Consider the following 22,903-nt stretch of genomic DNA (forward strand, 5'->3'; position numbering starts at 1 on the left):
CCGCCGTCTGCCCGCCTCAGCCCGGCGAGCGCTCACGTCTCCCCGTCACACCCTGCTTGTTCGCACGCCGACGGCGCCTGAGACGCTGTCTCGATCGTCATGGAGTCCGTTCGACCGCAACTGCTCTCCCGCCCGTCGCAGCGCCGCTGGGGCCTGCTGCTGACGGCCATCGCGGCCGCCTGGGCAGGCATGGCTGTGTGGCTGACGCTCGAGCACGAGCAGCTCTATGAGCGCGAGACTGCCATGCTGCAGTCCCAGGCGCGCACGCTGGACAGCATCGTCAGCCAGCAGCTGGATGCCGTGCGCGGCGCTCTGGGCACCATCGTCACTGACCATGCCGGCTGGGACGCGCGGGCGCTGCAAGCGCAGGCTGGGCCCCTGCTGAGCACATTGGCCAAGGCCATGCCGGGCATCCGGGTGCTGAGCATCGTCGACGCGCAAGGCATCGTCCAAGCCAGCTCGGCGCCGCAGCTGATCGGCATCGACGCGAGCCAGCGCGACTTCTTCCGGGTGCCGCGTCAACAGCCGCACGCCGAGCGCATCTTCGTCTCTGCACCCTTCACCTCGGCACTGGGTGCTTACACGATGACGCTCTCGCGTGCCCTGCTGGACGCGCAAGGGCGCTTCGCCGGCAGCATCGCGATCAGCCTGGATCCGTCCTACTTCCGCCTCATGCTGGACTCAGCCCGCGGTGACTTGCAGACATGGAGCGCGCTGGCACATTCCGATGGCCTGCTGTTCAGCCTCAGCCCGCATAAGGACAGCTGGCTGGGGCGCAATCTGCTGAGCCAGCCCAACTCGCTGCTGGAACGTCATTTGCGCGGCGCTGCGGATGCGTCCGTGATCCGCGGCTTCTCGCTGGTCAGTCAGGATGAGCGGCTGGTCGCGCTCAGGACATTGCATGGCCGGGATATCGGAGCCGATCTGGACAAGCCGCTGGTCGTGGCGGTGGGGCGCTCCGTCGCCGCTCTGGAGGCCCCCTGGAAGCGCCAGCGCAACCAGCTGCTCGCCAGCGCCGGTCTGCTGAGCCTTGGCGCCATCCTGGGCATGCTGATGCGGGAGCGGCGGCTCCGGACCGTCGAGGCCATGCGACTGAGACAGCGCCAGCTGGAGGCCGACAGCGCACAGCGCATGGCGCTGGCGCTGGACGGTGCCGCGCTGGGGATGTGGCAATGGCAGGTCGATAGCGGCGACGCGGTGTTTGACGAGCGCTGGTGTTCAATGCTGGGCTACACCCGAGACGAGCTGCAGCCCTCGGTGCAGACCTGGCAGCAACTGCTGCACCCGGACGACAAAGCCCTGACCGAAGCGGCACTGGACGACTGCCTGCAGGGCCGCAGCGCGGTCTACACCCTCGACTTCAGGCTGCGCCATCGCGACGGCGACTGGCGCTGGATCCACAGCAACGGCCGGGTGATCGAGCGCGACGCACAGGGGCGCGCACTACGCATGACCGGAACGCATCTGGACATCACTGCCGCCAAACAGGCCGAGGCTCGCCTGATCGAGCAGGCCCGACACACCCAGGCCATCCTCGACAACATGGTCGACGGCGTCATCACGATAGACGCCCGGGGCATCATCGCTTCATTCAATCCTGCCGCCAGCCGCATCTTCGGCTACACGGCGGATGAGGTGATCGGCCGCAACGTCAGCATGCTGATGCCCGAGCCCGATGCCAGCCATCACGATGGCTACCTGCACAACTACATGCGCGGGCAGCAACCGCGTGTCATCGGCGTCGGCCGCGATGTCGATGGCCGCCGCAAGGGCGGCAACATCTTTCCGATGAACCTGGCCGTCTCGCGCGTCGAGCACCAGGGCGAGGTGGTGTTCATCGGCCTGATCCGCGACATCACCGAGCGTAAGAAGGCCGAGGCGCAGATCGAACGGTTGGCCTTTTACGACCCGCTGACCGGCCTGCCCAATCGCCGCCTGCTGCTGGATCGCCTCGGTCAGGCACTCAGCAGCAGTCAGCGCACCGGCCGGCGCGGCGCCGTGCTGTTCATCGACCTCGACAACTTCAAGTCACTCAACGACACGCTCGGCCACGGCATGGGCGACCGGCTGCTGCTCAGCATCGCGCAGCGCCTGCAGTCCGCGCTGCGCGCCCAGGACTCGGTGGCCCGCTGGGGGGGCGATGAGTTCGTCGTGCTGCTGCAGGACCTGGGATCCGATGCAGACACCGCCGCGCGGCATGCGGAGGCCGCGGGCGAGAAGCTGCTGCGCGTGCTGGGACAGCCTCATCACCTGGACAACCATGTCCATCACAGCACGCCCAGCATCGGCATCGTGCTGTGGGGCGAGACCCCGACCAGTAGCGACGAACTGCTCAAGCATGCCGACCACGCGATGTACCAGGCCAAGGCGGCCGGCCGCAACCAGCTGTGCTTCTTCGATCCGGTGACGCAGGCAGCGATGGCGGAGCGTGCCGCGCTGGAAGCCGAGCTGAGACTGGCGCTGGAGCGTGGACAGCTTGATCTGCACTACCAGCCGCAGGTCGATCGCCAAGGCCAGCTGATCGGCGCCGAGGCCCTGCTGCGCTGGCGACACCCAGAGCGCGGCTGGATCTCACCGGCCGTCTTCATCCCGCTGGCCGAGCAGACCGGCTTGATCGCCCAGCTCGGCGAGTGGGTGATCGAGCAGGCCTGCCGCAGGCTTGGGCAATGGGTCGGTGATGCCCAGCTCGCGCCCCTGACGCTGGCGGTCAATGTCAGCGTCCACCAGTTCCGCCAGAAGGGCTTCCTGGGCCTGATGCAGCAGCAGCTGGCCCGCAGCGGCGCGCCGACCGACAGGCTGAAGCTCGAGATCACCGAGAGCGCGCTGGCCACCGACATCGAGTCGATGATCCAGCTGATGGATGCACTGCGCCAGCAAGGCCTGCGCCTGTCGCTGGACGACTTCGGCACCGGCTATTCCTCGCTGGCCTACCTCAAGCGACTGCCGCTGTCGCAGCTGAAGATCGACAAGTCCTTCGTCGACGACCTGCTGACCGACCCCGACGACCGCGCCATCGCGCATACCATCATTCAGCTGGGCGACAACCTGGGGCTCAATGTGCTGGCCGAAGGCGTTGAAACCGAGGCCCAGCGCGAGCTGCTGCAGCAGCTGGGCTGCGACGCCTTTCAGGGCTATCTGTTCAGCCGACCGCTGCCGCTGGGCGCATTCATCGACCTCGTGCGGCAGTGGACCCCTCGGCACGCCTGAGGCACAGCTGCCGCGGCGCCGCCACTGGCCGCCTGGCGCGTAGAGGGACAATAGGCCCTTGTTGACCGCCCAGCCCGCCATGTCCCGCTCCGACCTTCTCGACCTGTTTCTCTCCTGTCCCGCCGGCGTCGAACCTTGGCTGGCCGAGGAAGTCGCGGCCATCCTGCCTGGCGCGCCCCTGGAGGCGCTGCGCGGGGGCGTGGCGGTGAAGAGCGACCTGGCCGGCGTGATGAAGCTGAACCTGGAAAGCCGCCTGGCGCAGCGCGTGCTGATCGAGCTGCTCGGCGGCCCCTACCAGCATGAGGACGACATCTATGCGCTAGCGCGCCGCATCGACTGGACGAAGTGGATCCATGCGCGCAACACGATCCGCGTGGACACCACGGCGCAGCGCTCGCCGCTGCGCTCGATCAACTTCGCCACGCTGCGCGTCAAGGACGCGATCTGCGACGTGCTGCGCGAGGCCACCGGTGAGCGCCCCAGCGTCGACACCCGGCACCCCGACCTGCCGGTGGTGCTGCACCTGGGCCCCGACTACGCGATGCTCTATGTGGACAGCTCGGGCGAGGCCTTGTTCAAGCGCGGCTGGCGCACCGACAAGGGCGATGCGCCGCTGAAGGAGACGCTGGCCGCGGCGATGCTGGCCGCCGCCGGCTGGAAGGGCACGCCAGAGACCGGCGGTGCGCTGCACGACCCCTGCTGTGGATCGGGCACCATCCCGATCGAGGCCGCGCAGATCGCCTGCGGCATCGCGCCCGGGCTGACGCGGCGTTTCGCCTTCGAGCGCCAGCAGCCCTTCCAGCCGCTGCGCGCGCAGTGGCAGCAGATGAAGGACGCTGCCAAGGCGCGCATCCATGCCCCCGCCGTGCCGATCTACGGCAGCGACGTGGCCTTCCGCATGGTCGACTTCGCCCGCCGCAATGCCGAGCGGGCCGGCGTCGCGCAGTACATCCAGTTCAACGGCGGCGACGCGCTGGAACGCCCGGCGCCGCAGCTGCCGCCCGGGATGCCCGGCACGCTGATGCTCAACCCGCCCTATGGCGAGCGCATCGAGGTGCGCGGCAAGGCCGCCGCGGTGCGCGAAACGGCGGGGTCGGAACAACGCAGTGCCGACGAGGAGTTCTTCCCCCGCCTGGCCGCGCACTGGAAGCGCCAGTACACCCAGCACCCGGCCGGCTGGACCGCCTGGATGCTCAGTCCTGACATGAAGCTGCCCAACAAGATGCGGCTGAAGGAATCGCGCCGCACGCCGATGTGGAACGGCCCGATCGAGTGCCGGCTGTTCCGCTTCGATCTGGTCGCCGGCTCGGCGCGCGACAAACCCGCGGCCTGAGTGCGCCTCAGCCGGCCACGCGCTGCGATGCCGGCTTTCGCGCCAGCCACAGCAGCGCCAGGCCGACGAGAACCAGCGGCAGCAGGCTGCCCGCGTTCATCCAGGTCCAGCCGCCGGTGGTGACCAGGGCCCCGGAGCTGAACGAGGTGAACGTCATCGTCAGGTAGATCCAGAAGTCCATGGTCGCCTGGGCGGTGGTCTTCTCCTCGGGGCGGTAGGTGCTGGTGAACAGCGTGGTACCGCCGACGAAGAGGAAGTTCCAGCCCACGCCCAGCACCAGCAACGCGGCGATGAAGTGCATCAGCTCGACGCCAGACAGCGCGATCGCCACACAGGCAAGATTCAGCAGCACGCCCACCGCCATCACCGGCAGCGCGCCGAAGCGCTTGATCAGGTGGCCGGTGAAGAAGCTGGGCACGAACATGCCCAGCACATGCCACTCCAGCACCAGCGCCGCGCTATCGAAGGGGTGCGCGCACTGCGCCATCGCAATCGGCGTGGCAGCCATCAGCAGATTCATCACGCCATAGCCCAGTGCCGCCGCCATGATCGCGACGACGAAGGCGGGCTGCCGCGCCAGCTCGCGCGGACTGCGCCCCTGCGCTGCGCCGGGCGCGGCCTGCGGCAGCGCGGGAAAGTTGATCAGCGAGATCAGCGCCAGCGACAGCAGCGCCACGCCTATCAGCACCAGATAGGCGCCGGCAAAGGGCTGGGCCAGCAGCTGCTTGCTGGCACTGGCCAGGTTGGGCCCCGCCACTGCGCCGAGGATGCCCCCGGCCAGCACCCAGGAGATCGCCTTCTCCTTCATCGCCGGCGGCACCAGCTCGGTGGCGGCAAAGCGGTAGAGCCCGGCATTGGCGTTGTAATAGCCCGCCAGCACGGTGGCCAGCACCACCGTCCAGAAGGATTGCGCGCTCACCGCCCAGGCCGCCAGCGCGCAGGCCGCCATGGCCGCCAGCAGGCCCAGCTGGAAGGCACGGCGGCGGCCAAAGGCCAGCTGGTGCCGCGCCACCAGCGGCGCGAAGAGCGCGCCGCCGGCCACATAGCCGCAGACGGGCAAGGTGGCCATCCAGGCCTGCGGCGCCAGCGCCAGGCCCACCAGGCCATTGATGGCGATGAAGGTGACGTTGTTGGTGAGGAAGAGGCCCTGGCAGACGGTCAGCAGCAGCAGCTGCCGGTTCATCGCGCCACACCCTGCACGGCCAGCCAGGCGGCCACCGCCATCGGCGCGGTGTCGGCGCGCAGGATGCGCGGCCCCAGGCTCACGGCGCTGAAGCCGCGTGCCCGCGCCGCCTGCTCCTCCGCATCGCTCAGCCCGCCTTCGGGACCGCTGAGCACCAACACGCGCGCCGCCAGCGACTGCCCGGCCAGCGCTTCGGCCGCCACCGGGCTGAGCAGCCAGCGCCGCTCGTCAGCAGCGAGCATGGTCAGGCCGGCCAGCCAGCTCGACAGGCTCTGCACCGGCGCGATCGTCGGCACGCGCGTGCGGCCGCTCTGCTCGCAGGCGGCAATCGCCACGCCGCGCCAGTGCGCCACCTTCTTGTCGGCGCGCTCGCCCGCCAGGCGCAGCACCGAGCGCTCGCTCATCAAGGGCTGGATCGCCGCCACGCCCAGCTCGGTGGCCTTCTCCACCAGGCTGTCCATGCGGTCGTTGGCCGGCATCACCAGGGCCAGGGTCAGCTCCTGCGCCAGCTCGCGAGCGGCCAGATGCCGTTCGAGCAGGCGCACGCGCACCGTGCTGCGGCCCATCGCCAGCACCTCGGCCGCCCACTCTTCGCCGCCGCGGCCGTCGAACAGCGTGATGGCGCTACCAGGCTGCAGGCGCAGCACCTGCACATGGCGTGCCGCAGCGGGCGGCAGGTCCAGTTCGCCAGGGGTGGTGAGGGCTTGATCGACGAAGAAGCGCGGGGGCATGGGCGAGTCAGCAGCGGAGTTCGACTAAAGGGTCTGCGGCACCGCCAGGGTGCCGCAACCCGAGTGTGCCAGCCCTGTGAGGCTCAGCGGTCCGACTTGTATCGCCGGCCGGCCTTCGCCAGCCACGGGCCCCTTCCGGGCCACGCCCAGCCTCAGGTATCGCGGCTCGGCCCTCGCCAGCCGCAGGCCCCTTCCGGGCCCCGTGCGCGGGCTCAGCCGCGCATGCCCATCGCAGCACGCAGTTCGGCAGCGGCAGCCTCGCCCTTGCTCTGTTCGACGCGCTCGACCAGGCTGAGCGCCAGGTCCTGCAGATCGGCCAGGCCCTGGCATTGCTCGATCTCCAGCGTGAACATGTAGCGCTTCATCGCACCCAGCTGCTTGCTGCCATTGGCGAGCAACCAGGCATAGAGCTGCTCATGGCCCAGCACAGGCGGCTCGCCGAAGGCAGCGCGCCGGCGCTGCGCCGCGCTGGGCGGCGCGACGGGGGCCGGCGTGGCGGCCGCGCGCGGCGCCTCGCGCACCTGCGCGGCAGCGATCAGTCCCTGCTCGAGCAGATAGCCCAAGTCCGCCTCGACGACGCCGTTGACCAGCGCCAGCCATTCGGCGCCGCTCTTGCTGCCGTCGATGACCAGCAGCAGATTGCGTGCACTGCGCGACAGAGGCAGGGCGCGCGCCTTGATCTCGGCGCGGCCGGCCTCGGTTTTTTGATAGGCCTGATCCAGCATTCGCTTGTCTCCTCGGCCGCGATACTAGACCGAGGAGGACCGGCCCCGATATCAGCAAAACTCAGGTCTTGTCACGTAGTTCACGGCGCAGCACCTTGCCCACCGGTGTCTTGGGCAGGTCGGCGCGAAACTCGATGATCTTCGGGCGCTTGTAGCCGGTCAGGTTCGCCTCGCAGAAGGCACGCACGTCAGCCTCGGTCAGCTCGGGGTTCTTCTTGACGATGACCACCTTGACCGCCTCGCCGGACTTGGCGTCCATCACGCCGACGCAGGCGCACTCCAGCACGCCGGGCATCTGCGTGATCACGTCCTCGACCTCGTTCGGATAGACGTTGAAGCCGCTGACGACGACCATGTCCTTCTTGCGATCGACGATCTTGAAGTAGCCGCGCTCGTCGACGATGCCGATGTCGCCGGTACGGAAGTAGCCGTCGGCCGTCATCACCTTGGCGGTCTCGTCGGGGCGCTGCCAGTAGCCGGCCATCACCTGCGGGCCGCGAATCGCGATCTCGCCGGTGGCGCCGGGCGTCGTCACCTCGTGCCCCTCGTCGTCGAGCAGGCACATCTCGGTGCCCGGCATGGGCATGCCGATGGTGCCGGTGTAGGTGGTGCTGTCGGTCGGGTTGCAGCTGGCCACCGGCGAGGTCTCCGACAGACCATAGCCCTCGACAATGGGGCAACCGGTCTTCTCCAGCCACAGCTTGGCGGTGGCCTGCTGTACGGCCATGCCGCCGCCCACCGAGATGACCAGATGGCTCCAGTCAACGGTGTCGAACTGCGGATGGTTGGCCATGGCCAGGAACAGCGTGTTCACCGCCGGCAGGCTGTGGAAGCGGTGCTTGGACAGTTCCTTGAACACCGCCGGCAGGTCGCGCGGATTGGTGATCAGGATGTTGCAGCCGCCCACATGCATGGACAGCATCATGTTCGTGGTGAAACCGAAGATGTGATAGAGCGGCAGCGCGCAGACGCTCATCAGTTGCTCGCCGGCAGGCACCTTCTTGAGCGCCGGCTGATACCAGGCCTCGGCCTGCAGCGTGTTGGCGACCAGGTTGCGATGCAGCAGCACCGCGCCCTTGGACACGCCGGTGGTACCGCCGGTGTACTGCAGCACGGCGATGTCCGTGGGCCCGACCTTGGGCGCCGTGTAGGGCAGGCTGCGGCCCTTGGCCAGCGCATCCTTGAAGCTCACCGCGCCGGGCAGCTCGTAGGGCGGCACCAGCTTCTTCACCTTGCGCACCACGTAGTTGACGATCGCGCCCTTGGGGAAGCCCAGCATCTCGCCCAGCGAGGCCAGGATCACATGCTTGACCGGCACATGCGAGAGGCAGGCCTGCAGCACCGCGGCGCTGGTCTCGAGGATGACGATGGCCTTGGCGCCCGAGTCCTTCAGCTGGTGCTCGAGCTCGCGCGGCGTGTACAGCGGGTTGACATTGACCACCACCAGACCGGCACGCAGGATGGCCGCCACCGCGATGGGGTACTGCATCGCATTCGGCATCATCACTGCGACGCGGTCGCCCTTGACCAGGCCGAGACTCTGGAAGTAGGCCGCCAGCGCCCGTGATGCCTCGTCGAGCTGCCCGAAGCGCAGCGTGGCACCCAGCATCTTGTAGGCGGGCCGCTCCGGATACTTGGCGAACGCACTCTCGATGAGGTGGAGCAACGAAGGGTAGAGCTCCGCGTTGATCTCCGCCGGCACGCCTGCGGGGTAGTGCTTAAGCCAAATCTTCTCCATCAGATGTCTCGTGTAAATGTGCAGGGCGACAATTGTCCGGCATTGTGTTGGGGAAACTGCCTAGGGGATTCGATAGCAGCGTCTAGGCCGGCCCCGCTGAGGACAGCCCTGAAGAACAGGGCCGGCAAACGCCGGCCCTTGCGAATGCGCGCTGTGCGCGCCTATTCGATGGCCTTGACCATGTCCTCGACGACCTTCTTCGCGTCGCCGAAGACCATCATGGTCTTGTCCATGTAGAACAGCTCGTTGTCCAGGCCCGCATAGCCCGAGGCCATGGAGCGCTTGTTGACGATCACGGTCTTGGCCTTGTAGGCCTCGAGGATGGGCATGCCGTAGATCGGGCTGCCCTTCACATGCGCGGCCGGGTTCACCACGTCGTTGGCGCCCAGGATGATCGCCACGTCGGCCTGGCCGAACTCGGCATTGATGTCCTCCATCTCGAAGACCTGGTCGTAGGGCACCTCGGCCTCGGCGAGCAGCACGTTCATGTGGCCGGGCATGCGGCCTGCCACCGGATGGATCGCGTACTTGACGATGACGCCCTTCTCGGTGAGCTTGGCCGCCAGTTCCTTGACCGCATGCTGGGCGCGCGCCACCGCCAGGCCATAGCCCGGCACGATGATCACCGTCTCGGCATTGCCGAGGATGAAGGCCGCGTCGTCGGCGCTGCCGCTCTTCACCGAACGCTGCTGCTGCGCGCCCTGCGCCGCGGCACCCGCCTCGCCGCCGAAGCCGCCGAGGATGACGTTGAAGAAGGAGCGGTTCATCGCCTTGCACATGATGTACGAGAGGATGGCGCCCGAGGAACCGACCAGCGAGCCGGCGATGATCAGCATCGAGTTGTTCAGCGAGAAGCCGATACCCGCGGCCGCCCAGCCCGAGTAGCTGTTCAGCATCGACACCACCACCGGCATGTCGGCACCGCCGATCGGGATGATGATCAGCACGCCCAGCACGAAGGACAGCGCCAGCATGATCGCGAAGGCCATCCAGTTCTCGGTGAAGGCGAAGTAGACACCCAGGCCGACGGTGGTGACGCCCATCACCAAGTTCAGCATGTGCTGGCCGGAGAAGGTCACCGGCGCGCCCTGGAAGAGGCGGAACTTGTATTTGCCGCTGAGCTTGCCGAAGGCGATCACCGAACCGCTGAAGGTGATCGCGCCGATGGCCGCACCGAGGAAGAGCTCGAGCCGGTTGCCCACCGGGATCGGCGCGCCCTTGGTGGTGATGCCGAAGGCCCAGGGCTCGGCCACCGCCGCGATGGCGATGAACACCGCGGCCAGGCCGATCATGCTGTGCATGAAGGCCACCAGCTCGGGCATCTTGGTCATCTCGACCTTGTTGGCCATATAGGCGCCCAGGCCGCCGCCTATCACCAGACCGGCGAGCACATAGCTCAGGCCGAAGGCATTGCCGCCGGCGAGCTTGAGGATCAGCGCACCGGTGGTGAGCACGGCGATGGTCATGCCGACCATGCCGAAGACATTGCCCTTGATCGAGGTGGTCGGGTGCGACAGGCCCTTGAGCGCCTGGATGAAGCAGATGCTGGCGATCAGATAGAGCAGCGTGACGAGGTTGAGACTCATTGCTTGCCCTCCGCTGCCGCCGCGGGCTTCTTGTCCTTCTTCTTGAACATCTCCAGCATGCGCCGCGTGACGAGGAAGCCGCCGAAGACGTTGACCGCCGCCAGCGCCACCGCCAGCGTGCCCATCACCTTGCCGAGATCGGTCTCGGTCAGCGCCGCAGCCAGCATGGCGCCGACGATGACAATGGCCGAGATCGCATTGGTCACCGCCATCAGCGGCGTGTGCAGTGCGGGCGTGACGTTCCACACCACGTGGTAGCCCACGTAGATGGCGAGCACGAAGATGATCAGATTGATAAGGGTTGGGGAGACTTGTTCCATGGTGTCCTTCTTCTCGCTCAGCTCTTGCGCTTGACTTCGCCGCCCTGCGTCATCAGGCAGGCGGCCACGATGTCGTCGTCCATCGGCACCTGGAAGGCACCTTCCTTGGTCAGGACGAGCTTGAGGAAGTCCAGCACGTTGCGCGCATACAGGGCCGAGGCATCGGCTGCCACCAGCGCAGCCAGATTGGTCTCGCCGACCAGGGTCACGCCATGCTTGACCACGGTCTTGCCGGCCTCGGTCAGCGGGCAGTTGCCGCCCACGCCATCAGCGCCCTTGCCGGCGGCGATATCGACGATCACCGAGCCCGGCTTCATGCTCTTGACCATCTCCTCGGTCACCAGCGTCGGCGCGGCGCGGCCGGGGATCAGCGCCGTGGTGATCACCACATCGGCCTGCGCGACACGCTTGGCCACCTCGGCCTTCTGACGGTCCAGCCAGCTTTGCGGCATCGGGCGCGCATAGCCGCCCACGCCTTCGGCGGCCTCCTTCTCCTCGGCGGTCTCGTAGGGCACGTCGATGAACTTGGCGCCCAGCGACTCGACCTGCTCCTTCACCGAAGGCCGCACGTCCGAGGCCTCGATCACCGCGCCCAGGCGCTTGGCCGTCGCGATGGCCTGCAGGCCCGCCACGCCCACGCCCAGCACGACGACGCGCGCGGCCTTCACCGTGCCCGCCGCGGTCATCAGCATCGGAAAGAACTTCTGGTAGCGGTCGGCCGCGATGATCACCGCCTTGTAGCCGGCGATATTGGCCTGCGAGGACAGCACGTCCATGCTCTGCGCCCGCGTCGTGCGCGGCGCCGCTTCCAGCGCGAAGCTGGTCAGCCCGGCCTGTGCCAGCGCAGCCAGGCCGTCCTTGTCGAAGGGATTGAGCATGCCGACCAGCGCCGCGCCGGACTTCATCAGCGCCAGCTCGGTCGCATCCGGGCTGCGCACCTTGAGCACCAGTTCGGCGCCCAGCGCCGCGGCGCGGTCGACGATCTCGGCACCGACGGCCACATAGGCCTCGTCGATGGCGCTGGCCGCCACGCCCGCACCGCTCTCGACCAGCAGCCGGTGGCCCTGCGCCTTGAGCTTCTTGGCGGTCTCGGGCGTCACCGCCACGCGTGTCTCGCCGGCCGCACTCTCGCGCGGGACTCCGATCAGCATGATGTGTATCTCCTCAAGATATGTGCTCGCGTGATTGCGTGTTTGCTTATGAATCGATGCCTTGCGTCCAGCTTACACAATAGCGGTGACACCCCGTACCCGGGCAAGCACGAAAGCGACACTCAATGAAACACGAACGCTGGAAACCCTCGGTCACCGTGGCCGCGATCATCGAAAACCAGGGCCGCTTCCTGCTGGTCGAGGAGGAAACGCCTGAGGGCCTGATGCTCAACCAGCCCGCCGGCCACCTGGACGAAGGCGAATCGCCCGTCGAAGCCGTCGTGCGCGAGACACTCGAAGAGACCGGCCGCGAATTCAGTCCCGAGGCGCTGGTCGGTCTGTACATGGCGCGCTTCCAGCGCCCGGCACGCGGCGAGGACGTCACCTATCTCCGCCTGGCCTTCTGCGGCCGCGCCGGCGACGAGATCGCAGGCCGCACGCTGGATCAGGGCATCGTCCGCACGCTGTGGATGACGCTGGACGAGCTGCGCGCCACGCAGCCGCGCCATCGCAGCCCGCTGCTGCTGCAATGCGTGGAGGACTATGTCGCCGGCCGGCGCCTGCCGCTGTCGGCCATCCATGTGGACGCCTCGCTGTACCGGCCACTGGTGAAGTAGCCGCAGCAGCAGCGGAAGCAGCCCGCTGCCCGCGACGCGCTGGCGCATTTGGGACAATCGCACCCATCATGAATTCCCCGCGCAAGTACCGCGTCGTCGTCGGCCTGTCCGGCGGCGTCGATTCCGCCGTTTCCGCCTATCTGCTGAAGAAGGCCGGCCATGAAGTGGTCGGCATCTTCATGAAGAACTGGGAGGACGACGACGACAGCGAGTACTGCTCGTCCAACGTCGATTTCGTCGACGCCGCCGCGGTGGCCGACGTGATCGGCATCGAGATCGAGCATGTCAACTTCGCCGCCGACTACAAGGACCGCGTCTTCGCCGCCTTCCTGCGCGAGTACCAGGCCGGCCGCACGCCCAACCCGGACGTGCTGTGCAATGCCGAGATCAAGTTCAAGGCCTTCCTCGACCACGCGATGCGCCTGGGCGCCGAGAAGATCGCCACCGGCCACTATGCGCGCGTGCGCGAGCAGGGCGCTGAGTTCCAGTTGCTCAAGGGCCTCGACCCGCTGAAGGACCAGAGCTACTTCCTGCACCGCCTCAACCAGGCGCAGCTGGCCAAGACGATGTTCCCGGTCGGCGAGCTGGCCAAGACCGAGGTGCGGCGCATCGCCGAGGAGATCGGCCTGCCCAATGCCAAGAAGAAGGACTCCACCGGCATCTGCTTCATCGGCGAGCGGCCCTTCCGCGAGTTCCTCAACCGCTACCTGTCGCACCAGCCGGGCCCGATCAAGGACGAGCGCGGCCGCAAGCTCGGCGAGCATCTGGGGCTTTCCTTCTACACGCTGGGCCAGCGCCAGGGCCTGGGCATAGGCGGCATCAAGGAAAAAGGCGCACCGCGCGGCGGTGGCGAGCACGCACCCTGGTTCGTCGCGCGCAAGGACCTGGACAGCAACACGCTGGTCGTCGTCCAGGGCCACGACCATCCGCTGCTGCAGAGCCGCTCGCTGATCGCCGACGACCTGAGCTGGTGCGCCGGCGCGATGCCCGCTTTCGGCGGCTATGGCGCCAAGACCCGCTACCGTCAGGCCGATGCCGCCTGCGCGCTGACGCCCGGCGAGGGTGGCGCGACGATGCGCCTGGACTTCGTGCAGCCGCAGTGGGCGGTCACGCCCGGGCAAAGCGCGGTCATCTACGCCGGCGACGTGTGCCTGGGCGGCGGCGTGATCGCCGAGGCGATCGCCTAGCGGCGACTAGCTCAGTTTTCGGTGGACAGCGGCACGAAGATCCACATCAGCACATAGACCAGCAGTCCGGTGCCGCCGCAGAGCAGCAGCAGCGCGAAGAGCAGGCGCCAAGCCCAGGAGGCCATGCCGGTGATGCGCGCCAGGCCACCGCAGACGCCGGCGATCCAACGGTCCTGGCTGCTGCGCTGAAAGTCGTTGATGGCGCGCACCGCCGCGGGCTGCGAGGCTGGGGCGCCCGCGGCCGGTGCACCATCGAGCACGCGGGCCTTGGCACGTGCGAACTCTTCGTCGCTCAGTACGCCACGCTGATGCAGCTCGGCCAGACGGGCCAGTTCGTCGCTGAAGGAACTCATGAGAACCTCTCCTTGCTCTTTGATGGTTACGCCGTGCGCTGCGGTCGCCGCCCAGGCGGGGTGTTTGCTCGAGAACTGCGCACAGCCTAGGGCACAGGCAAGGAACGGGCCATCCCGAAGCGATGGACTGCACAGGCGCCGGTGCAGGGTGTCCACGGAGCCGACAGACCGGCTGGCACCACGCCAGCCAGCCACGCTTGCCAAGGCAGCCAGCTTGGCCGAGCATGGCGACATGATGATGAAGAACATGCGCTCAAGTCCGCTGACCAGCCACCGCCGCGGCTGGTCCATGCGGGCCCGCCAAACTGCGGCGCTGCTGCTGTTGCCTGTGCTGGGCGCCTGCGCCGCACCGCCCGCGCCACCGACCGTGCTGGCCGCGCCCGCGGCCGCCAGCGCCGAGTTGCTCAGGCAGATCCAGGCAGAGGTCGGGGACGCAGCCTGCAATAGCGACGCCCAATGCCGCACGCTGGCTATTGGCGCCAAGCCCTGCGGCGGCCCGGAGTCCTACCTGGCCTGGTCGACGCAGCGCAGCCGTGCAGACAGGCTCGAACGTCTGGCTGCCGACTACAGGCAACAGCGCGAGGCCGAGAACCAGCGCGATGGGCGCCTATCCAACTGTCTGTTCGTCACGGACCCCGGCGCCCAGTGCAAGGCCAGCCGCTGCCAGCTGGGCACCGGCACGGCCGGCGGTGGCGGCCAGCTGCGCTGAGGCGCGAATGAAGCACGGCCCCAATGGAAACGGCCCCCGCAGGGGCCGTCGGTGCGAGGCCAGTCGAGCTGGCCGGCGGACGTCTTAGAACGGAATGTCGTCGTCCATATCGTCGAAGCCGGTCGCCGGCTTGGGCGCTGGCGCCTGACGCGGAGCGGGACGCGCAGCCGCACGCGGTGCCGGCGCATCGCCGAAATCGCCGCCACCGCCTGCATCGCCACCGCGGCCACGGCCGTAACCGCCGCTGCCAGCACCGCCGCCGAAGTCGTCGCCACCACCGCCACCGCCGTCGCGGCTGCCCAGCAGTTGCATCTGCTCAGCGATGATCTCGGTGGTGTACTGCTCGCGGCCTTCCTTGTCGGTCCACTTGCGGGTCTTCAGGCGGCCTTCCACATAGACCGGGCGGCCCTTCTTCAGGTACTCGCCGGCGATCTCGGCCAGACGGTCATAGAAGACCACCCGGTGCCACTCGGTCTCTTCCTGGCGCTCGCCGCCTTCGCGGCTCTTCCAGTTGCGGGTGGTGGCGACCGAAACATTGCACACTGCGGCGCCGCTGGGGGTGTAACGCACCTCGGGGTCGCGCCCCAGGTTGCCGATGATGATGACTTTGTTGACACTGGCCATGGCGTGCTCCGTTCCGGTTAGTTGACCCATCGTTCGTTGCTTGGAGGCCGGATTATGCCGCCCGCGCCGGCGGCACTTGGCGGCCGCAGCGCCGCAGTTCGTGCCGCCTGTTTCGCGACCGGTCGCCAGCAGGCCATGTGGTCCGGAGGACATCCCTAAGATCGCCGCATGGCCCACCCCGCATTCCCGGCAACGCCTAGCGCAGCCAGCGACCGCCGCACCCACTCCCGAGGAGGCGGCGACCGCCGCCTCTGGGCCGGCTACGCGGCAGCCTGCCTGATCGCCTGGATGCTGTATGTGCTGGCCGGCACCGAACTGCAGCCGGGGCTGTGGCAGCTTTGGGAGGCCATCTACCAGGCCACGCTAAGCCTGTGGGCACCGATGCTGCTGGGCATCGCCGTCTATCCCTGGCTGCGCTGGCTGCAGCGTCGCGTGCCCGAGCGCCTGTGGCCGGTGGCGCATGCGCTGGCGGCGCTGCTTTTTGCCGCTGCCTGGCAGGCCGGTGAGCTGGCGTTGGCCTGGACGCTCTTCAGCGCCGAGCATGCGCAGGCGGTGTTGCGCCAGACGGTGCTGTGGCGTGCGATCTGGGGCGTGTTCGCCTATGCCGCCATCGCCACCGGCTTCACCGCGGCGCTCAATGCGCGCCGCGCGCGGGCTGCCGCGCTGGCGGCGGCGCAGGCCGAGTCGGCGCTGGCCCGCGCCGAGCTGGCGGCGATCAGCGGCAAGCTCAATCCGCATTTCCTCTTCAACACCCTCAACTCGCTGATCGCGCTGACCCGCCGCGACGCCCAGGCTGCCGAGGCCGCGCTGCTGCACTTCGCCGCGATGCTGCGCTATGTGCTGGCGGCCAAGCGCGAAACCAGCGAGCGCGTCGCGCTGGCCGAGGAGCTGGATTTCGTGCGCGACTACCTGGCGCTGGAAACGCTGCGCCTGGGGACGCGCCTGCGGGTGGACTGGCAGATCGACCCGGCCACACTGGACGATGCAATCCCGCCGCTGACGCTGCAGCCGCTGGTGGAGAACTGCGTTGTGCATGCGGTGGCGCCGCGCACCCAGGGCAGCAGCATCACGATCCGCTGCCGGCGCGATGCGCAGGACCAGGGCCTGGAGTTGAGCGTCAGCGACGACGGCCCCGGCTGCAGCCCGCAGGCACTGGCGCCAGCCCAGCCCGCTGGACGGCGCGGCATCGGCCTGGACGCCTTGCGGCGACGCTTCGCGCTCGACTTCGAGGGCCGCGCGCGGCTGAACATCCACACCTCCCCGGGGGCCGGCTTCAGAGTCGATCTCTGGATCCCGCAATGAGGACGCGCTGCCGATGACGAGCACCCTGCAAACCCACAAGCGCTACACGACGCTGATTGCCGAAGACGAGCCGCTGGCAGCCGAAAGCCTGGCGGACTGGGTACGCGCCCTGGATCAGCTGGAGCTGGTGGCCGTCTGCGCCGACGGGGCGCAGGCGCTGGCACAGATACGCGCGCTGCGGCCCGAGCTGGTGCTGATGGACATCCAGATGCCGGCGATGACCGGGCTGCAGGTGCTGCGCGCGCTGGCCGACGAAGGCCTGCGACCCGCCGTGATCTTCACCACCGCCTACGACGAGCATGCGCTGGCCGCCTTCGAGCTGCATGCACTGGACTATCTGCTCAAGCCTTTCTCGCACGAGCGCTTCATCGATGCGGTCGAGCATGCGTTGGCAAATGGCCGCGCGGCCGCCTCGACACCGGCGGCGGCGCTGGACGCGCTGCATCAGATCGAACAGCCGGCCCAGACGCCGCTGACCCGCGTGCTGGTACGCGACCAGGGCAAGATCTTTCCGCTGCAGGCGCAAGACATCGAGCACCTGCGCTCGGACAGCAAGTACACCGCCATCACCAGCCGCGGGCGCAGCTATCTGGTGCGCCTGCCCATCGCCGCCTTCGAGCAGCGCCTGGATCCAGAGCGCTTCCTGCGGCTGCAGCGCGGCACCATCGTCAATCTGGACTTCGTCGACTCGATGACACCCGACGAGAATTCGCAGCTGGTCGTACAGATGCGCGACGGCACGCGGCTCACCGCCAGCCGCGAGGTCTCCAAGAAGCTGCGGGAGCAGTCGATATGAGCTCGCGCTGCGCTCTGTCGATCCGCCGCTTCGCTGCCCCGCTCACCGGCCTGTTCAGCAGCCTGCTGCTGGCCGCTGCCGCGCTGGCGCAGCCCGCCGCGCCGGCCGCCCCGCCGGCTGTGCCAGCCGCAGCCGCGCCACCCGCGCCCACACCGCCCACGCCCTGGCCCCCGGCCGCGACCGAAGGCCAGCTCTACACGCCGGGCGACTTCGCGCGCCTGGAGGTGGCCGGTGCCGCCCATGTCCGCCTGCTGCAGGGCGAGCGCGATCAGGTCTTCATCGCCGGAGGGCCAGAGGTGCAGCGCTCGGTCGAGCTGGAGCTGCGCAAGGACCGGCTGGTGATCCGGCCGGCCGGCGGCTGGAAGTTCTGGAGCCCCGCGCGGCTGCAGATCGATGTGGCGATGCGCCAGCTCAGCCAGCTGGTGATCTCGGGCAGCAGCGACGTGCGCGCGCCCGGCCCGCTGCGCGCCGAACGGCTGGCCGTGCAGATTTCCGGCGCCGGCCAGGTGCGCTTCGACGAGCTGCAGGCCGAGCAGCTGCGCTTCATCGTCAGCGGTGCAGGCGACGGTCAGTTGGGCGGCCAGGTTCACGACCTGCAGCTGCAGATCTCCGGCAAAGGCAAGCTGCTGGCGGACCAGCTGCGTACCGCGCGTGCCACGGTCGCGATCAGCGGCATCGGCACGGCCAGGCTGTGGGTCAGCGATCAGCTGCAGGTCAACGTGTCAGGCGTGGGCACGGTGGAGTACTGGGGCCAGCCCGAAGTGCAGCGCCAGAGCTCTGGCTTCGCATCCGTCAAGGCACTGGGCGAGAAGCGCTAGCTGGCGAGCGGGTCGTTGCTGACGCGCCTTGCGCTCAGGGTCGGGCTTCGCGCCGGTGTTGCTGCTTCTGCAGGTACATCTGCTGGTCTGCAGCGGCCATCAGTTCGGCGCCGCCAAGGCTTTGCCCTTCTGCTGCAAGGGCCCAGCCCACGCTGTAGCCGAGCAGCCAGTCACGCCCCGGCTCGGCGTTGTAATCCGCCACGGCCTGGTCCAGCCGCTGCAGCACGAGGTCGCGGTCCGCCGTGTCCGCACCGGTGAGCAGCGCGACGAACTCGTCGCCACCGAGGCGCCCCAACACATCCGAGCCACGCGTGGTCTGGCGCAGCAGCTCGGCGAAGTCCCTGAGCACCTTGTCGCCCGCCGAATGGCCGTGCAGATCGTTGATCTGCTTGAAGTGATCGAGGTCGAAATAGAGCAGCAGCGCCGAGCTTTCCAGGCGCCGGCACAGCGCCAGGGTCTGCGCCAGCTGCAGCCCGAAACCGCGCCGGTTGCTGAGCCCGGTCAGCTCGTCGACCATGGCCAGCTGCACCATCGCCAGCTCATGCTCCACCGTGATCGCCAGATCCTTCAGCAGTTCGCGCTCCTCGCCATCGAGCTCTCGCGGCGAGGAATCGATCAGGCAGAGGGTGCCGACCCGGCTGCCGTCCGGCGCATGCAGCGGCTGGCCTGCGTAGAAGCGCACCTGCGGCGCGCCGGTCACCAAGGGGTTGTCCGCGAATCGCGGGTCCAGCCAGGCATCCGGCACATGCATCAGCTCGTCACTGAGCACGGCATGGCCGCAGAACGAGATGTCGCGCGGCGTTTCGCAGGCATCCAGACCCTGGCGCGACTTGAACCACTGGCGCTTGGCGTCCACCAAGTTGATGAGCACCATCTTCACGCCGAACAGGCGCTTGGCCATGCGCGTCAGCCGGTCGAATCGCTCCTCGGGGCTGGTGTCAAGAATCCCCAGGGCGCGCAGTGCCTGCAGGCGCTGCTCTTCGTCCGCGGGGATAGGCGCAACTTGCATAAACACCTCTCGGTTCGCCCTGCCATCCACTGCCGATGAGTATGCCGTACGAGATGGGGGCGGCAATGCGGCTCAGTCCTGAGACAATCGCGCGCCACTCACACCATGCAGCTCTCCACCTCGACCACGAGCCCGCAGACCATCCTGCAGGAAGTCTTCGGCTACAGCGCCTTCCGCGGCGCCCAGGCCGCGATCGTTTCCCATGTCACGGACGGCGGCGATGCGCTGGTGCTGATGCCCACCGGCGGCGGCAAGAGCCTGTGCTACCAGATCCCGGCGATCGCGCGCCACCGTGCGGGCCAAGGCGTCGCCGTGGTGGTAAGCCCGCTGATCGCGCTGATGCACGATCAGGTCGGCGCGCTGGAAGAGGCCGGCGTGCATGCCGCCTTCCTGAACTCAACGCTGTCCAGCGAGGACGCGCAGCGCGTTGAGCGCGAGATGATGAGCGGCCGCCTGGTGATGCTCTACGCGGCGCCGGAGCGCGTCACCAACCCGCGCTTCCTGGCGCAGCTGGAGTCGCTGCACGAGCGCGGCCTCTTGAGCCTGTTCGCGATCGACGAGGCGCATTGCGTCAGCCAGTGGGGCCACGACTTCCGCAGCGAATACCTGGCGCTGTCCACGCTGCACGAGCGCTTCCCCAGCGTGCCGCGCATCGCGCTGACCGCCACCGCCGACGACATCACGCGCGCCGACATCATCGAGCGGCTGAAGCTCGAGGAGGCGCGCGTCTTCATCAGCAGCTTCGACCGGCCCAATATCCGCTACAGCATCGTCGAGAAGGACGCGAAGCCGCGCGAGCAGCTGCTGCGCTTCATCCGCGACGAACATGAGGACGAGGCTGGCATCGTCTACTGCCAGAGCCGCAAGAAGGTCGAGGAAACGGCCGCCTGGCTGGAGAGCGAGGGCCTCAAGTCCCTGCCCTATCACGCCGGCCTGGACGCCGCGGTGCGCCAGCGCCACCAGGACCGCTTCCTGCGCGAGGACGGCATCGTGATGGTGGCGACCATCGCCTTCGGCATGGGCATCGACAAGCCGGACGTGCGCTTCGTCGCCCACCTGGACCTGCCCAAGAACATCGAGAGCTACTACCAGGAGACCGGCCGCGCCGGGCGCGACGGCGCGCCGGCCGAGGCCTGGATGACCTATGGCCTGGCCGATGTGGTCAACCAGCGCCGCATGATCGACGAAAGCCCCGCCGGTGAGGAGTTCAAGACCATCCAGCGCGGCAAGCTTGACGCGCTGCTGGCGCTGGCCGAGGCCACCGATTGCCGGCGTGTGCGGCTCTTGGGCTACTTCGGCGAAGCCAGCCAGCCCTGCGGCAACTGCGACAACTGCCTGCATCCGCCCGCCACCTGGGACGCCACCGAGGCAGCGCGCAAGCTGCTCTCCTGCATCTACCGCTTCCACCAGAACGGCGGCCAGCGCTTCGGCGCCGGCCACCTGATCGACGTGCTGCGCGGCAAGGAAACCGACAAGGTGCGCCAGTACGGCCACCAGCACCTGTCCACCTGGGCGATTGGCGCCGAGCTCAGCGAGCAGCAGTGGCGCGCCGTGCTGCGCCAGCTGATCGCGCTGGGCCATGTGTTCACCGAGGGCGAGTACCACACGCTGGCGCTGGCCGAGTCGGCGCGCGCGGTGCTCAAGGGCGGCGTGGAGCTGCTGCTGCGCGTGCCGACCAGCCTGCCCAAGAAGGGCCGCAGCACGAGAACCAGCAGCAGCAGCAAGGCCGGCCGCGCCGGCGCCGAAGCGATGGACCTGGACTTTGAGGCGCAGCAGCGCTTCGAGGCGCTGAAGGCCTGGCGCGGCGAAGTCGCCAAGGAGCATGGCCTGCCGGCCTATGTGATCTTCCAGAACGTTACGCTGGCCGAGATGGCGCAGCGCGATCCGCAGACGCTGGACGAACTCGCCGGCATCAGCGGCGTCGGCGCGAAGAAGCTCGAGGCCTACGGGCGCGAGATCCTGCGCGTGCTTGGCCGCTGAACCGACCCGCTTCGCCAAAGCAAAGGCCCGGCATTGCCGGGCCTTTCTTCCATCGAAAGCAGCGCTGCGCTCAAGCAGCAGCTCGCTTCGATACAGCGCGTGTCGCGCTTCAGCAGGCGATGCAGCTCGCCGGCGCAGCAGCGACGCGAGTCTGCGGTGCAATGCTGCTGCGACCTTCGATGACCACGCGCGGCAGCTGTTCGATGCGGCTCGCGTCATGCTGGGCCAGCAGCGCGTCGCCGCCAGCCGGCGCGCGCTTGCCGACCACGACGACGCGCTCGAGCTGGACCACCTGCTGCGCGGCCGGCGACTCGGTGCCCGTCCGGACCATCGCCTCGTACAGACCCAGCGTGGCCACACCGGCCAGCGCCGCGACGAGAGTGGCGAAGAGGCGACGGGAGGCAAGATCGAGGTTCATGACGTACTCCTTGGGACGGTGGGGCCGAGGTCGGCATCGACTCGGTGATGCCAGTTTCGGCAGCGCGAGGCCCAATTTCCAGCGCGGGGCGACGAACCGCCGGTTGCGCCGTCCGTTCTGCAGCTGCGGCCGATGGGCTGGATGTATGGTCAGCCGCGAGCCAAAGGGCCGGGGCGCACTGCTGCCGAGTTAGGCGATGGTGCGACGCCAAGATCCGGAAAACAAAAAGGCCCGGCTGGGCCGGGCCTCTGATGACCAGGATCAGGCACGCCTCAGGCGCGAGGGGCCTTCCCTGCCGGCTGCGATGCACCGTGCGTCGCCGGCTCTCGGGCCAGGCGCTCGGACGCGGGTTCCGGCACGGTCTGCTCGGCCAGCACCAGGGCGACGATGACGGCTCCTACCACTGCAACCACAGCAGTCATGAAGGTACTGAAGCTGGATCTCATGATGATGGCGGGCTCCACGAGTGCAGAAGGATCGGAGAGGGCTGGCTTCATTCAGTGTGCGACGCCACGTCCGCGTCGGCCAGCGGCAGGCGACGAGTTGCGGCTGCAGCGGCGTGAAGTGCCGCCCGCGGCGACGAGTGCGCGGCCCGGAAGAAGCCAAGCCGAGTGCCTGCTGCAGACCCGCTGCATCAGGCACTCGGCTCGACGCTGTGCGACGCCAGACCGTTGCCGAATGGAAAAGAGGCGCTGGTTCTTCATGCCAGGCACCCTGCTCAGATGCCGGCATGCAGCGGCTTGGCGGCGGCCAGCAGGCGCTGTTGCACACCCTGGCTGCGTCCCTCGATGACGACGCGCGGCAACTGCTGCACGGCGACACGCACGGGGGCGGGCTGCGCCTTGCCGGTGACGACGACCATGGGCAGCTTCTCGATGCGCTGGGTCGGCTGGGCCTGGGCCATACCGGCAGCCGTCACAGCCAGGACAACGACAAGGGTGCGATGGAACTTGGTGCTCATGATGGATTCCTTTGCTTGGGCTCGGCACGCGGTGTGTGTGTCGATGAAGTCAGTGTCGGCGTCGAGCGCCGCGCTCGCCAGGCAGATGAGACGAACTGCAGGCAGGGCGCGATCGGCTGCAATCACGGCCGATGGATGTCATGCCGCGGCAGCCT

21 protein-coding genes are annotated in these 22,903 nt (G+C 68.3%); 9 read left to right on the plus strand and 12 right to left on the minus strand.

All coding sequences use genetic code 11. The annotated features are described in order from the left end of the window. Positions 1–99 precede the first annotated feature (99 nt). Positions 100–3,207, plus strand: a complete 3,108-nt coding sequence (locus AC2EBS_RS15540) for a bifunctional diguanylate cyclase/phosphodiesterase (protein WP_484729345.1) — start codon at positions 100–102, stop codon at positions 3,205–3,207. Between the two features lie 79 nt (positions 3,208–3,286). Beyond that, on the plus strand, positions 3,287–4,540 hold the full coding sequence (locus AC2EBS_RS15545; protein ID WP_484729346.1) for a THUMP domain-containing class I SAM-dependent RNA methyltransferase: 1,254 nt from the start codon (positions 3,287–3,289) through the stop codon (positions 4,538–4,540). Positions 4,541–4,547: 7 nt separating this feature from the next. On the opposite strand, the gene AC2EBS_RS15550 is transcribed toward AC2EBS_RS15545, so the two are convergent. From AC2EBS_RS15550 to AC2EBS_RS15580, 7 genes are all read right to left on the minus strand, one after another. After that, the gene (locus tag AC2EBS_RS15550) at positions 4,548–5,723 is read right to left on the minus strand and encodes an MFS transporter (protein ID WP_484729347.1); all 1,176 of its coding nucleotides are present in this window, start codon (positions 5,721–5,723) and stop codon (positions 4,548–4,550) included. Further along, positions 5,720–6,454, minus strand: a complete 735-nt coding sequence (locus AC2EBS_RS15555) for a 16S rRNA (uracil(1498)-N(3))-methyltransferase (RefSeq protein ID WP_484729348.1) — start codon at positions 6,452–6,454, stop codon at positions 5,720–5,722. Before AC2EBS_RS15555 ends, AC2EBS_RS15550 begins: the two co-directional genes overlap by 4 nt. A 212-nt stretch (positions 6,455–6,666) precedes the next feature. After that, complete coding sequence (locus AC2EBS_RS15560; RefSeq protein WP_484729349.1) at positions 6,667–7,179, minus strand: hypothetical protein; 513 nt, start codon at positions 7,177–7,179, stop codon at positions 6,667–6,669. Positions 7,180–7,240: 61 nt separating this feature from the next. Next, complete coding sequence (locus tag AC2EBS_RS15565; protein WP_484729350.1) at positions 7,241–8,917, minus strand: long-chain-fatty-acid--CoA ligase; 1,677 nt, start codon at positions 8,915–8,917, stop codon at positions 7,241–7,243. A 161-nt stretch (positions 8,918–9,078) separates the two neighbouring features. Next, positions 9,079–10,503, minus strand: coding sequence for an NAD(P)(+) transhydrogenase (Re/Si-specific) subunit beta (locus tag AC2EBS_RS15570; RefSeq protein ID WP_484729351.1), 1,425 nt, complete (start codon positions 10,501–10,503; stop codon positions 9,079–9,081). Continuing rightward, positions 10,500–10,823 (minus strand): NAD(P) transhydrogenase subunit alpha part 2, encoded by a 324-nt coding sequence (locus AC2EBS_RS15575; RefSeq protein WP_484729352.1) that lies wholly within the window; start codon positions 10,821–10,823, stop codon positions 10,500–10,502. Before AC2EBS_RS15575 ends, AC2EBS_RS15570 begins: the two co-directional genes overlap by 4 nt. 17 nt (positions 10,824–10,840) lie before the next feature. Continuing rightward, entirely contained in the window at positions 10,841–11,974 is a 1,134-nt protein-coding gene (locus tag AC2EBS_RS15580; protein WP_484729353.1) for a Re/Si-specific NAD(P)(+) transhydrogenase subunit alpha, read from the minus strand. Between the two features lie 125 nt (positions 11,975–12,099). On the opposite strand from AC2EBS_RS15580, the gene AC2EBS_RS15585 reads away from it, so the two are divergent. Together AC2EBS_RS15585 and mnmA are read left to right on the plus strand one after the other, a co-directional pair. Continuing rightward, positions 12,100–12,591 (plus strand): NUDIX hydrolase, encoded by a 492-nt coding sequence (locus AC2EBS_RS15585; protein ID WP_484729354.1) that lies wholly within the window; start codon positions 12,100–12,102, stop codon positions 12,589–12,591. Between the two features lie 68 nt (positions 12,592–12,659). Next, positions 12,660–13,778: a tRNA 2-thiouridine(34) synthase MnmA gene (gene mnmA, locus AC2EBS_RS15590; protein ID WP_484729355.1), complete on the plus strand. Its 1,119-nt coding sequence runs from the start codon at positions 12,660–12,662 to the stop codon at positions 13,776–13,778. Between the two features lie 11 nt (positions 13,779–13,789). Here mnmA and AC2EBS_RS15595 read toward each other — a convergent pair whose 3' ends face one another. Continuing rightward, positions 13,790–14,131, minus strand: coding sequence for a PspC domain-containing protein (locus AC2EBS_RS15595; RefSeq protein ID WP_484729356.1), 342 nt, complete (start codon positions 14,129–14,131; stop codon positions 13,790–13,792). Between the two features lie 232 nt (positions 14,132–14,363). On the opposite strand from AC2EBS_RS15595, the gene AC2EBS_RS15600 reads away from it, so the two are divergent. Next, entirely contained in the window at positions 14,364–14,840 is a 477-nt protein-coding gene (locus AC2EBS_RS15600) for a hypothetical protein (protein WP_484729357.1), read from the plus strand. A gap of 84 nt (positions 14,841–14,924) precedes the next feature. Here AC2EBS_RS15600 and ssb read toward each other — a convergent pair whose 3' ends face one another. Further along, the gene (ssb, locus tag AC2EBS_RS15605; protein WP_484729358.1) at positions 14,925–15,464 is read right to left on the minus strand and encodes a single-stranded DNA-binding protein; all 540 of its coding nucleotides are present in this window, start codon (positions 15,462–15,464) and stop codon (positions 14,925–14,927) included. A gap of 168 nt (positions 15,465–15,632) precedes the next feature. Here ssb and AC2EBS_RS15610 point away from each other — a divergent pair, with 168 nt between their 5' ends. From AC2EBS_RS15610 to AC2EBS_RS15620, 3 genes are read left to right on the plus strand one after another with little or no spacing between them, the layout of a single operon-like run. Then, the gene (locus AC2EBS_RS15610) at positions 15,633–16,766 is read left to right on the plus strand and encodes a sensor histidine kinase (RefSeq protein ID WP_484729359.1); all 1,134 of its coding nucleotides are present in this window, start codon (positions 15,633–15,635) and stop codon (positions 16,764–16,766) included. Between the two features lie 13 nt (positions 16,767–16,779). Next, positions 16,780–17,562 carry a LytR/AlgR family response regulator transcription factor gene (locus AC2EBS_RS15615; RefSeq protein WP_484729360.1) on the plus strand — a complete coding sequence of 261 codons (783 nt, stop codon included), beginning with the start codon at positions 16,780–16,782 and terminating at the stop codon, positions 17,560–17,562. Continuing rightward, positions 17,559–18,380, plus strand: coding sequence for a head GIN domain-containing protein (locus AC2EBS_RS15620; RefSeq protein ID WP_484729361.1), 822 nt, complete (start codon positions 17,559–17,561; stop codon positions 18,378–18,380). The genes AC2EBS_RS15615 and AC2EBS_RS15620 overlap by 4 nt, the downstream gene beginning before the upstream one ends. A gap of 34 nt (positions 18,381–18,414) precedes the next feature. On the opposite strand, the gene AC2EBS_RS15625 is transcribed toward AC2EBS_RS15620, so the two are convergent. Then, complete coding sequence (locus tag AC2EBS_RS15625) at positions 18,415–19,389, minus strand: sensor domain-containing diguanylate cyclase (RefSeq protein ID WP_484729362.1); 975 nt, start codon at positions 19,387–19,389, stop codon at positions 18,415–18,417. A 105-nt stretch (positions 19,390–19,494) separates the two neighbouring features. Here AC2EBS_RS15625 and recQ point away from each other — a divergent pair, with 105 nt between their 5' ends. Continuing rightward, positions 19,495–21,369 (plus strand): DNA helicase RecQ, encoded by a 1,875-nt coding sequence (gene recQ / locus AC2EBS_RS15630; protein ID WP_484729363.1) that lies wholly within the window; start codon positions 19,495–19,497, stop codon positions 21,367–21,369. Positions 21,370–21,478: 109 nt separating this feature from the next. Here the strand turns inward: recQ and AC2EBS_RS15635 are convergent, their stop codons facing one another. Then, positions 21,479–21,787 (minus strand): hypothetical protein, encoded by a 309-nt coding sequence (locus AC2EBS_RS15635; RefSeq protein ID WP_484729364.1) that lies wholly within the window; start codon positions 21,785–21,787, stop codon positions 21,479–21,481. A gap of 718 nt (positions 21,788–22,505) precedes the next feature. Further along, positions 22,506–22,748 (minus strand): hypothetical protein, encoded by a 243-nt coding sequence (locus tag AC2EBS_RS15640; RefSeq protein ID WP_484729365.1) that lies wholly within the window; start codon positions 22,746–22,748, stop codon positions 22,506–22,508. Between the last annotated feature and the right edge of the window lie 155 nt (positions 22,749–22,903).

This window comes from Roseateles sp. T103 (assembly GCF_057219915.1).

Coding starts and splice junctions, on each gene's coding strand:
- ssb (WP_484729358.1), bottom strand. CDS start 15,464: ATGGCCAGTGTCAACAAAGTCATCATCATCGGCAACCTGGGGCGCGAC.
- AC2EBS_RS15610 (WP_484729359.1), top strand. CDS start 15,633: ATGGCCCACCCCGCATTCCCGGCAACGCCTAGCGCAGCCAGCGACCGC.
- AC2EBS_RS15560 (WP_484729349.1), bottom strand. CDS start 7,179: ATGCTGGATCAGGCCTATCAAAAAACCGAGGCCGGCCGCGCCGAGATC.
- AC2EBS_RS15580 (WP_484729353.1), bottom strand. CDS start 11,974: ATGCTGATCGGAGTCCCGCGCGAGAGTGCGGCCGGCGAGACACGCGTG.
- AC2EBS_RS15595 (WP_484729356.1), bottom strand. CDS start 14,131: ATGAGTTCCTTCAGCGACGAACTGGCCCGTCTGGCCGAGCTGCATCAG.
- AC2EBS_RS15555 (WP_484729348.1), bottom strand. CDS start 6,454: ATGCCCCCGCGCTTCTTCGTCGATCAAGCCCTCACCACCCCTGGCGAA.
- AC2EBS_RS15625 (WP_484729362.1), bottom strand. CDS start 19,389: ATGCAAGTTGCGCCTATCCCCGCGGACGAAGAGCAGCGCCTGCAGGCA.
- AC2EBS_RS15585 (WP_484729354.1), top strand. CDS start 12,100: ATGAAACACGAACGCTGGAAACCCTCGGTCACCGTGGCCGCGATCATC.
- AC2EBS_RS15615 (WP_484729360.1), top strand. CDS start 16,780: ATGACGAGCACCCTGCAAACCCACAAGCGCTACACGACGCTGATTGCC.
- AC2EBS_RS15540 (WP_484729345.1), top strand. CDS start 100: ATGGAGTCCGTTCGACCGCAACTGCTCTCCCGCCCGTCGCAGCGCCGC.
- AC2EBS_RS15575 (WP_484729352.1), bottom strand. CDS start 10,823: ATGGAACAAGTCTCCCCAACCCTTATCAATCTGATCATCTTCGTGCTC.
- AC2EBS_RS15600 (WP_484729357.1), top strand. CDS start 14,364: ATGATGATGAAGAACATGCGCTCAAGTCCGCTGACCAGCCACCGCCGC.
- mnmA (WP_484729355.1), top strand. CDS start 12,660: ATGAATTCCCCGCGCAAGTACCGCGTCGTCGTCGGCCTGTCCGGCGGC.
- AC2EBS_RS15620 (WP_484729361.1), top strand. CDS start 17,559: ATGAGCTCGCGCTGCGCTCTGTCGATCCGCCGCTTCGCTGCCCCGCTC.
- AC2EBS_RS15635 (WP_484729364.1), bottom strand. CDS start 21,787: ATGAACCTCGATCTTGCCTCCCGTCGCCTCTTCGCCACTCTCGTCGCG.
- AC2EBS_RS15640 (WP_484729365.1), bottom strand. CDS start 22,748: ATGAGCACCAAGTTCCATCGCACCCTTGTCGTTGTCCTGGCTGTGACG.
- AC2EBS_RS15565 (WP_484729350.1), bottom strand. CDS start 8,917: ATGGAGAAGATTTGGCTTAAGCACTACCCCGCAGGCGTGCCGGCGGAG.
- AC2EBS_RS15570 (WP_484729351.1), bottom strand. CDS start 10,503: ATGAGTCTCAACCTCGTCACGCTGCTCTATCTGATCGCCAGCATCTGC.
- AC2EBS_RS15550 (WP_484729347.1), bottom strand. CDS start 5,723: ATGAACCGGCAGCTGCTGCTGCTGACCGTCTGCCAGGGCCTCTTCCTC.
- AC2EBS_RS15545 (WP_484729346.1), top strand. CDS start 3,287: ATGTCCCGCTCCGACCTTCTCGACCTGTTTCTCTCCTGTCCCGCCGGC.
- recQ (WP_484729363.1), top strand. CDS start 19,495: ATGCAGCTCTCCACCTCGACCACGAGCCCGCAGACCATCCTGCAGGAA.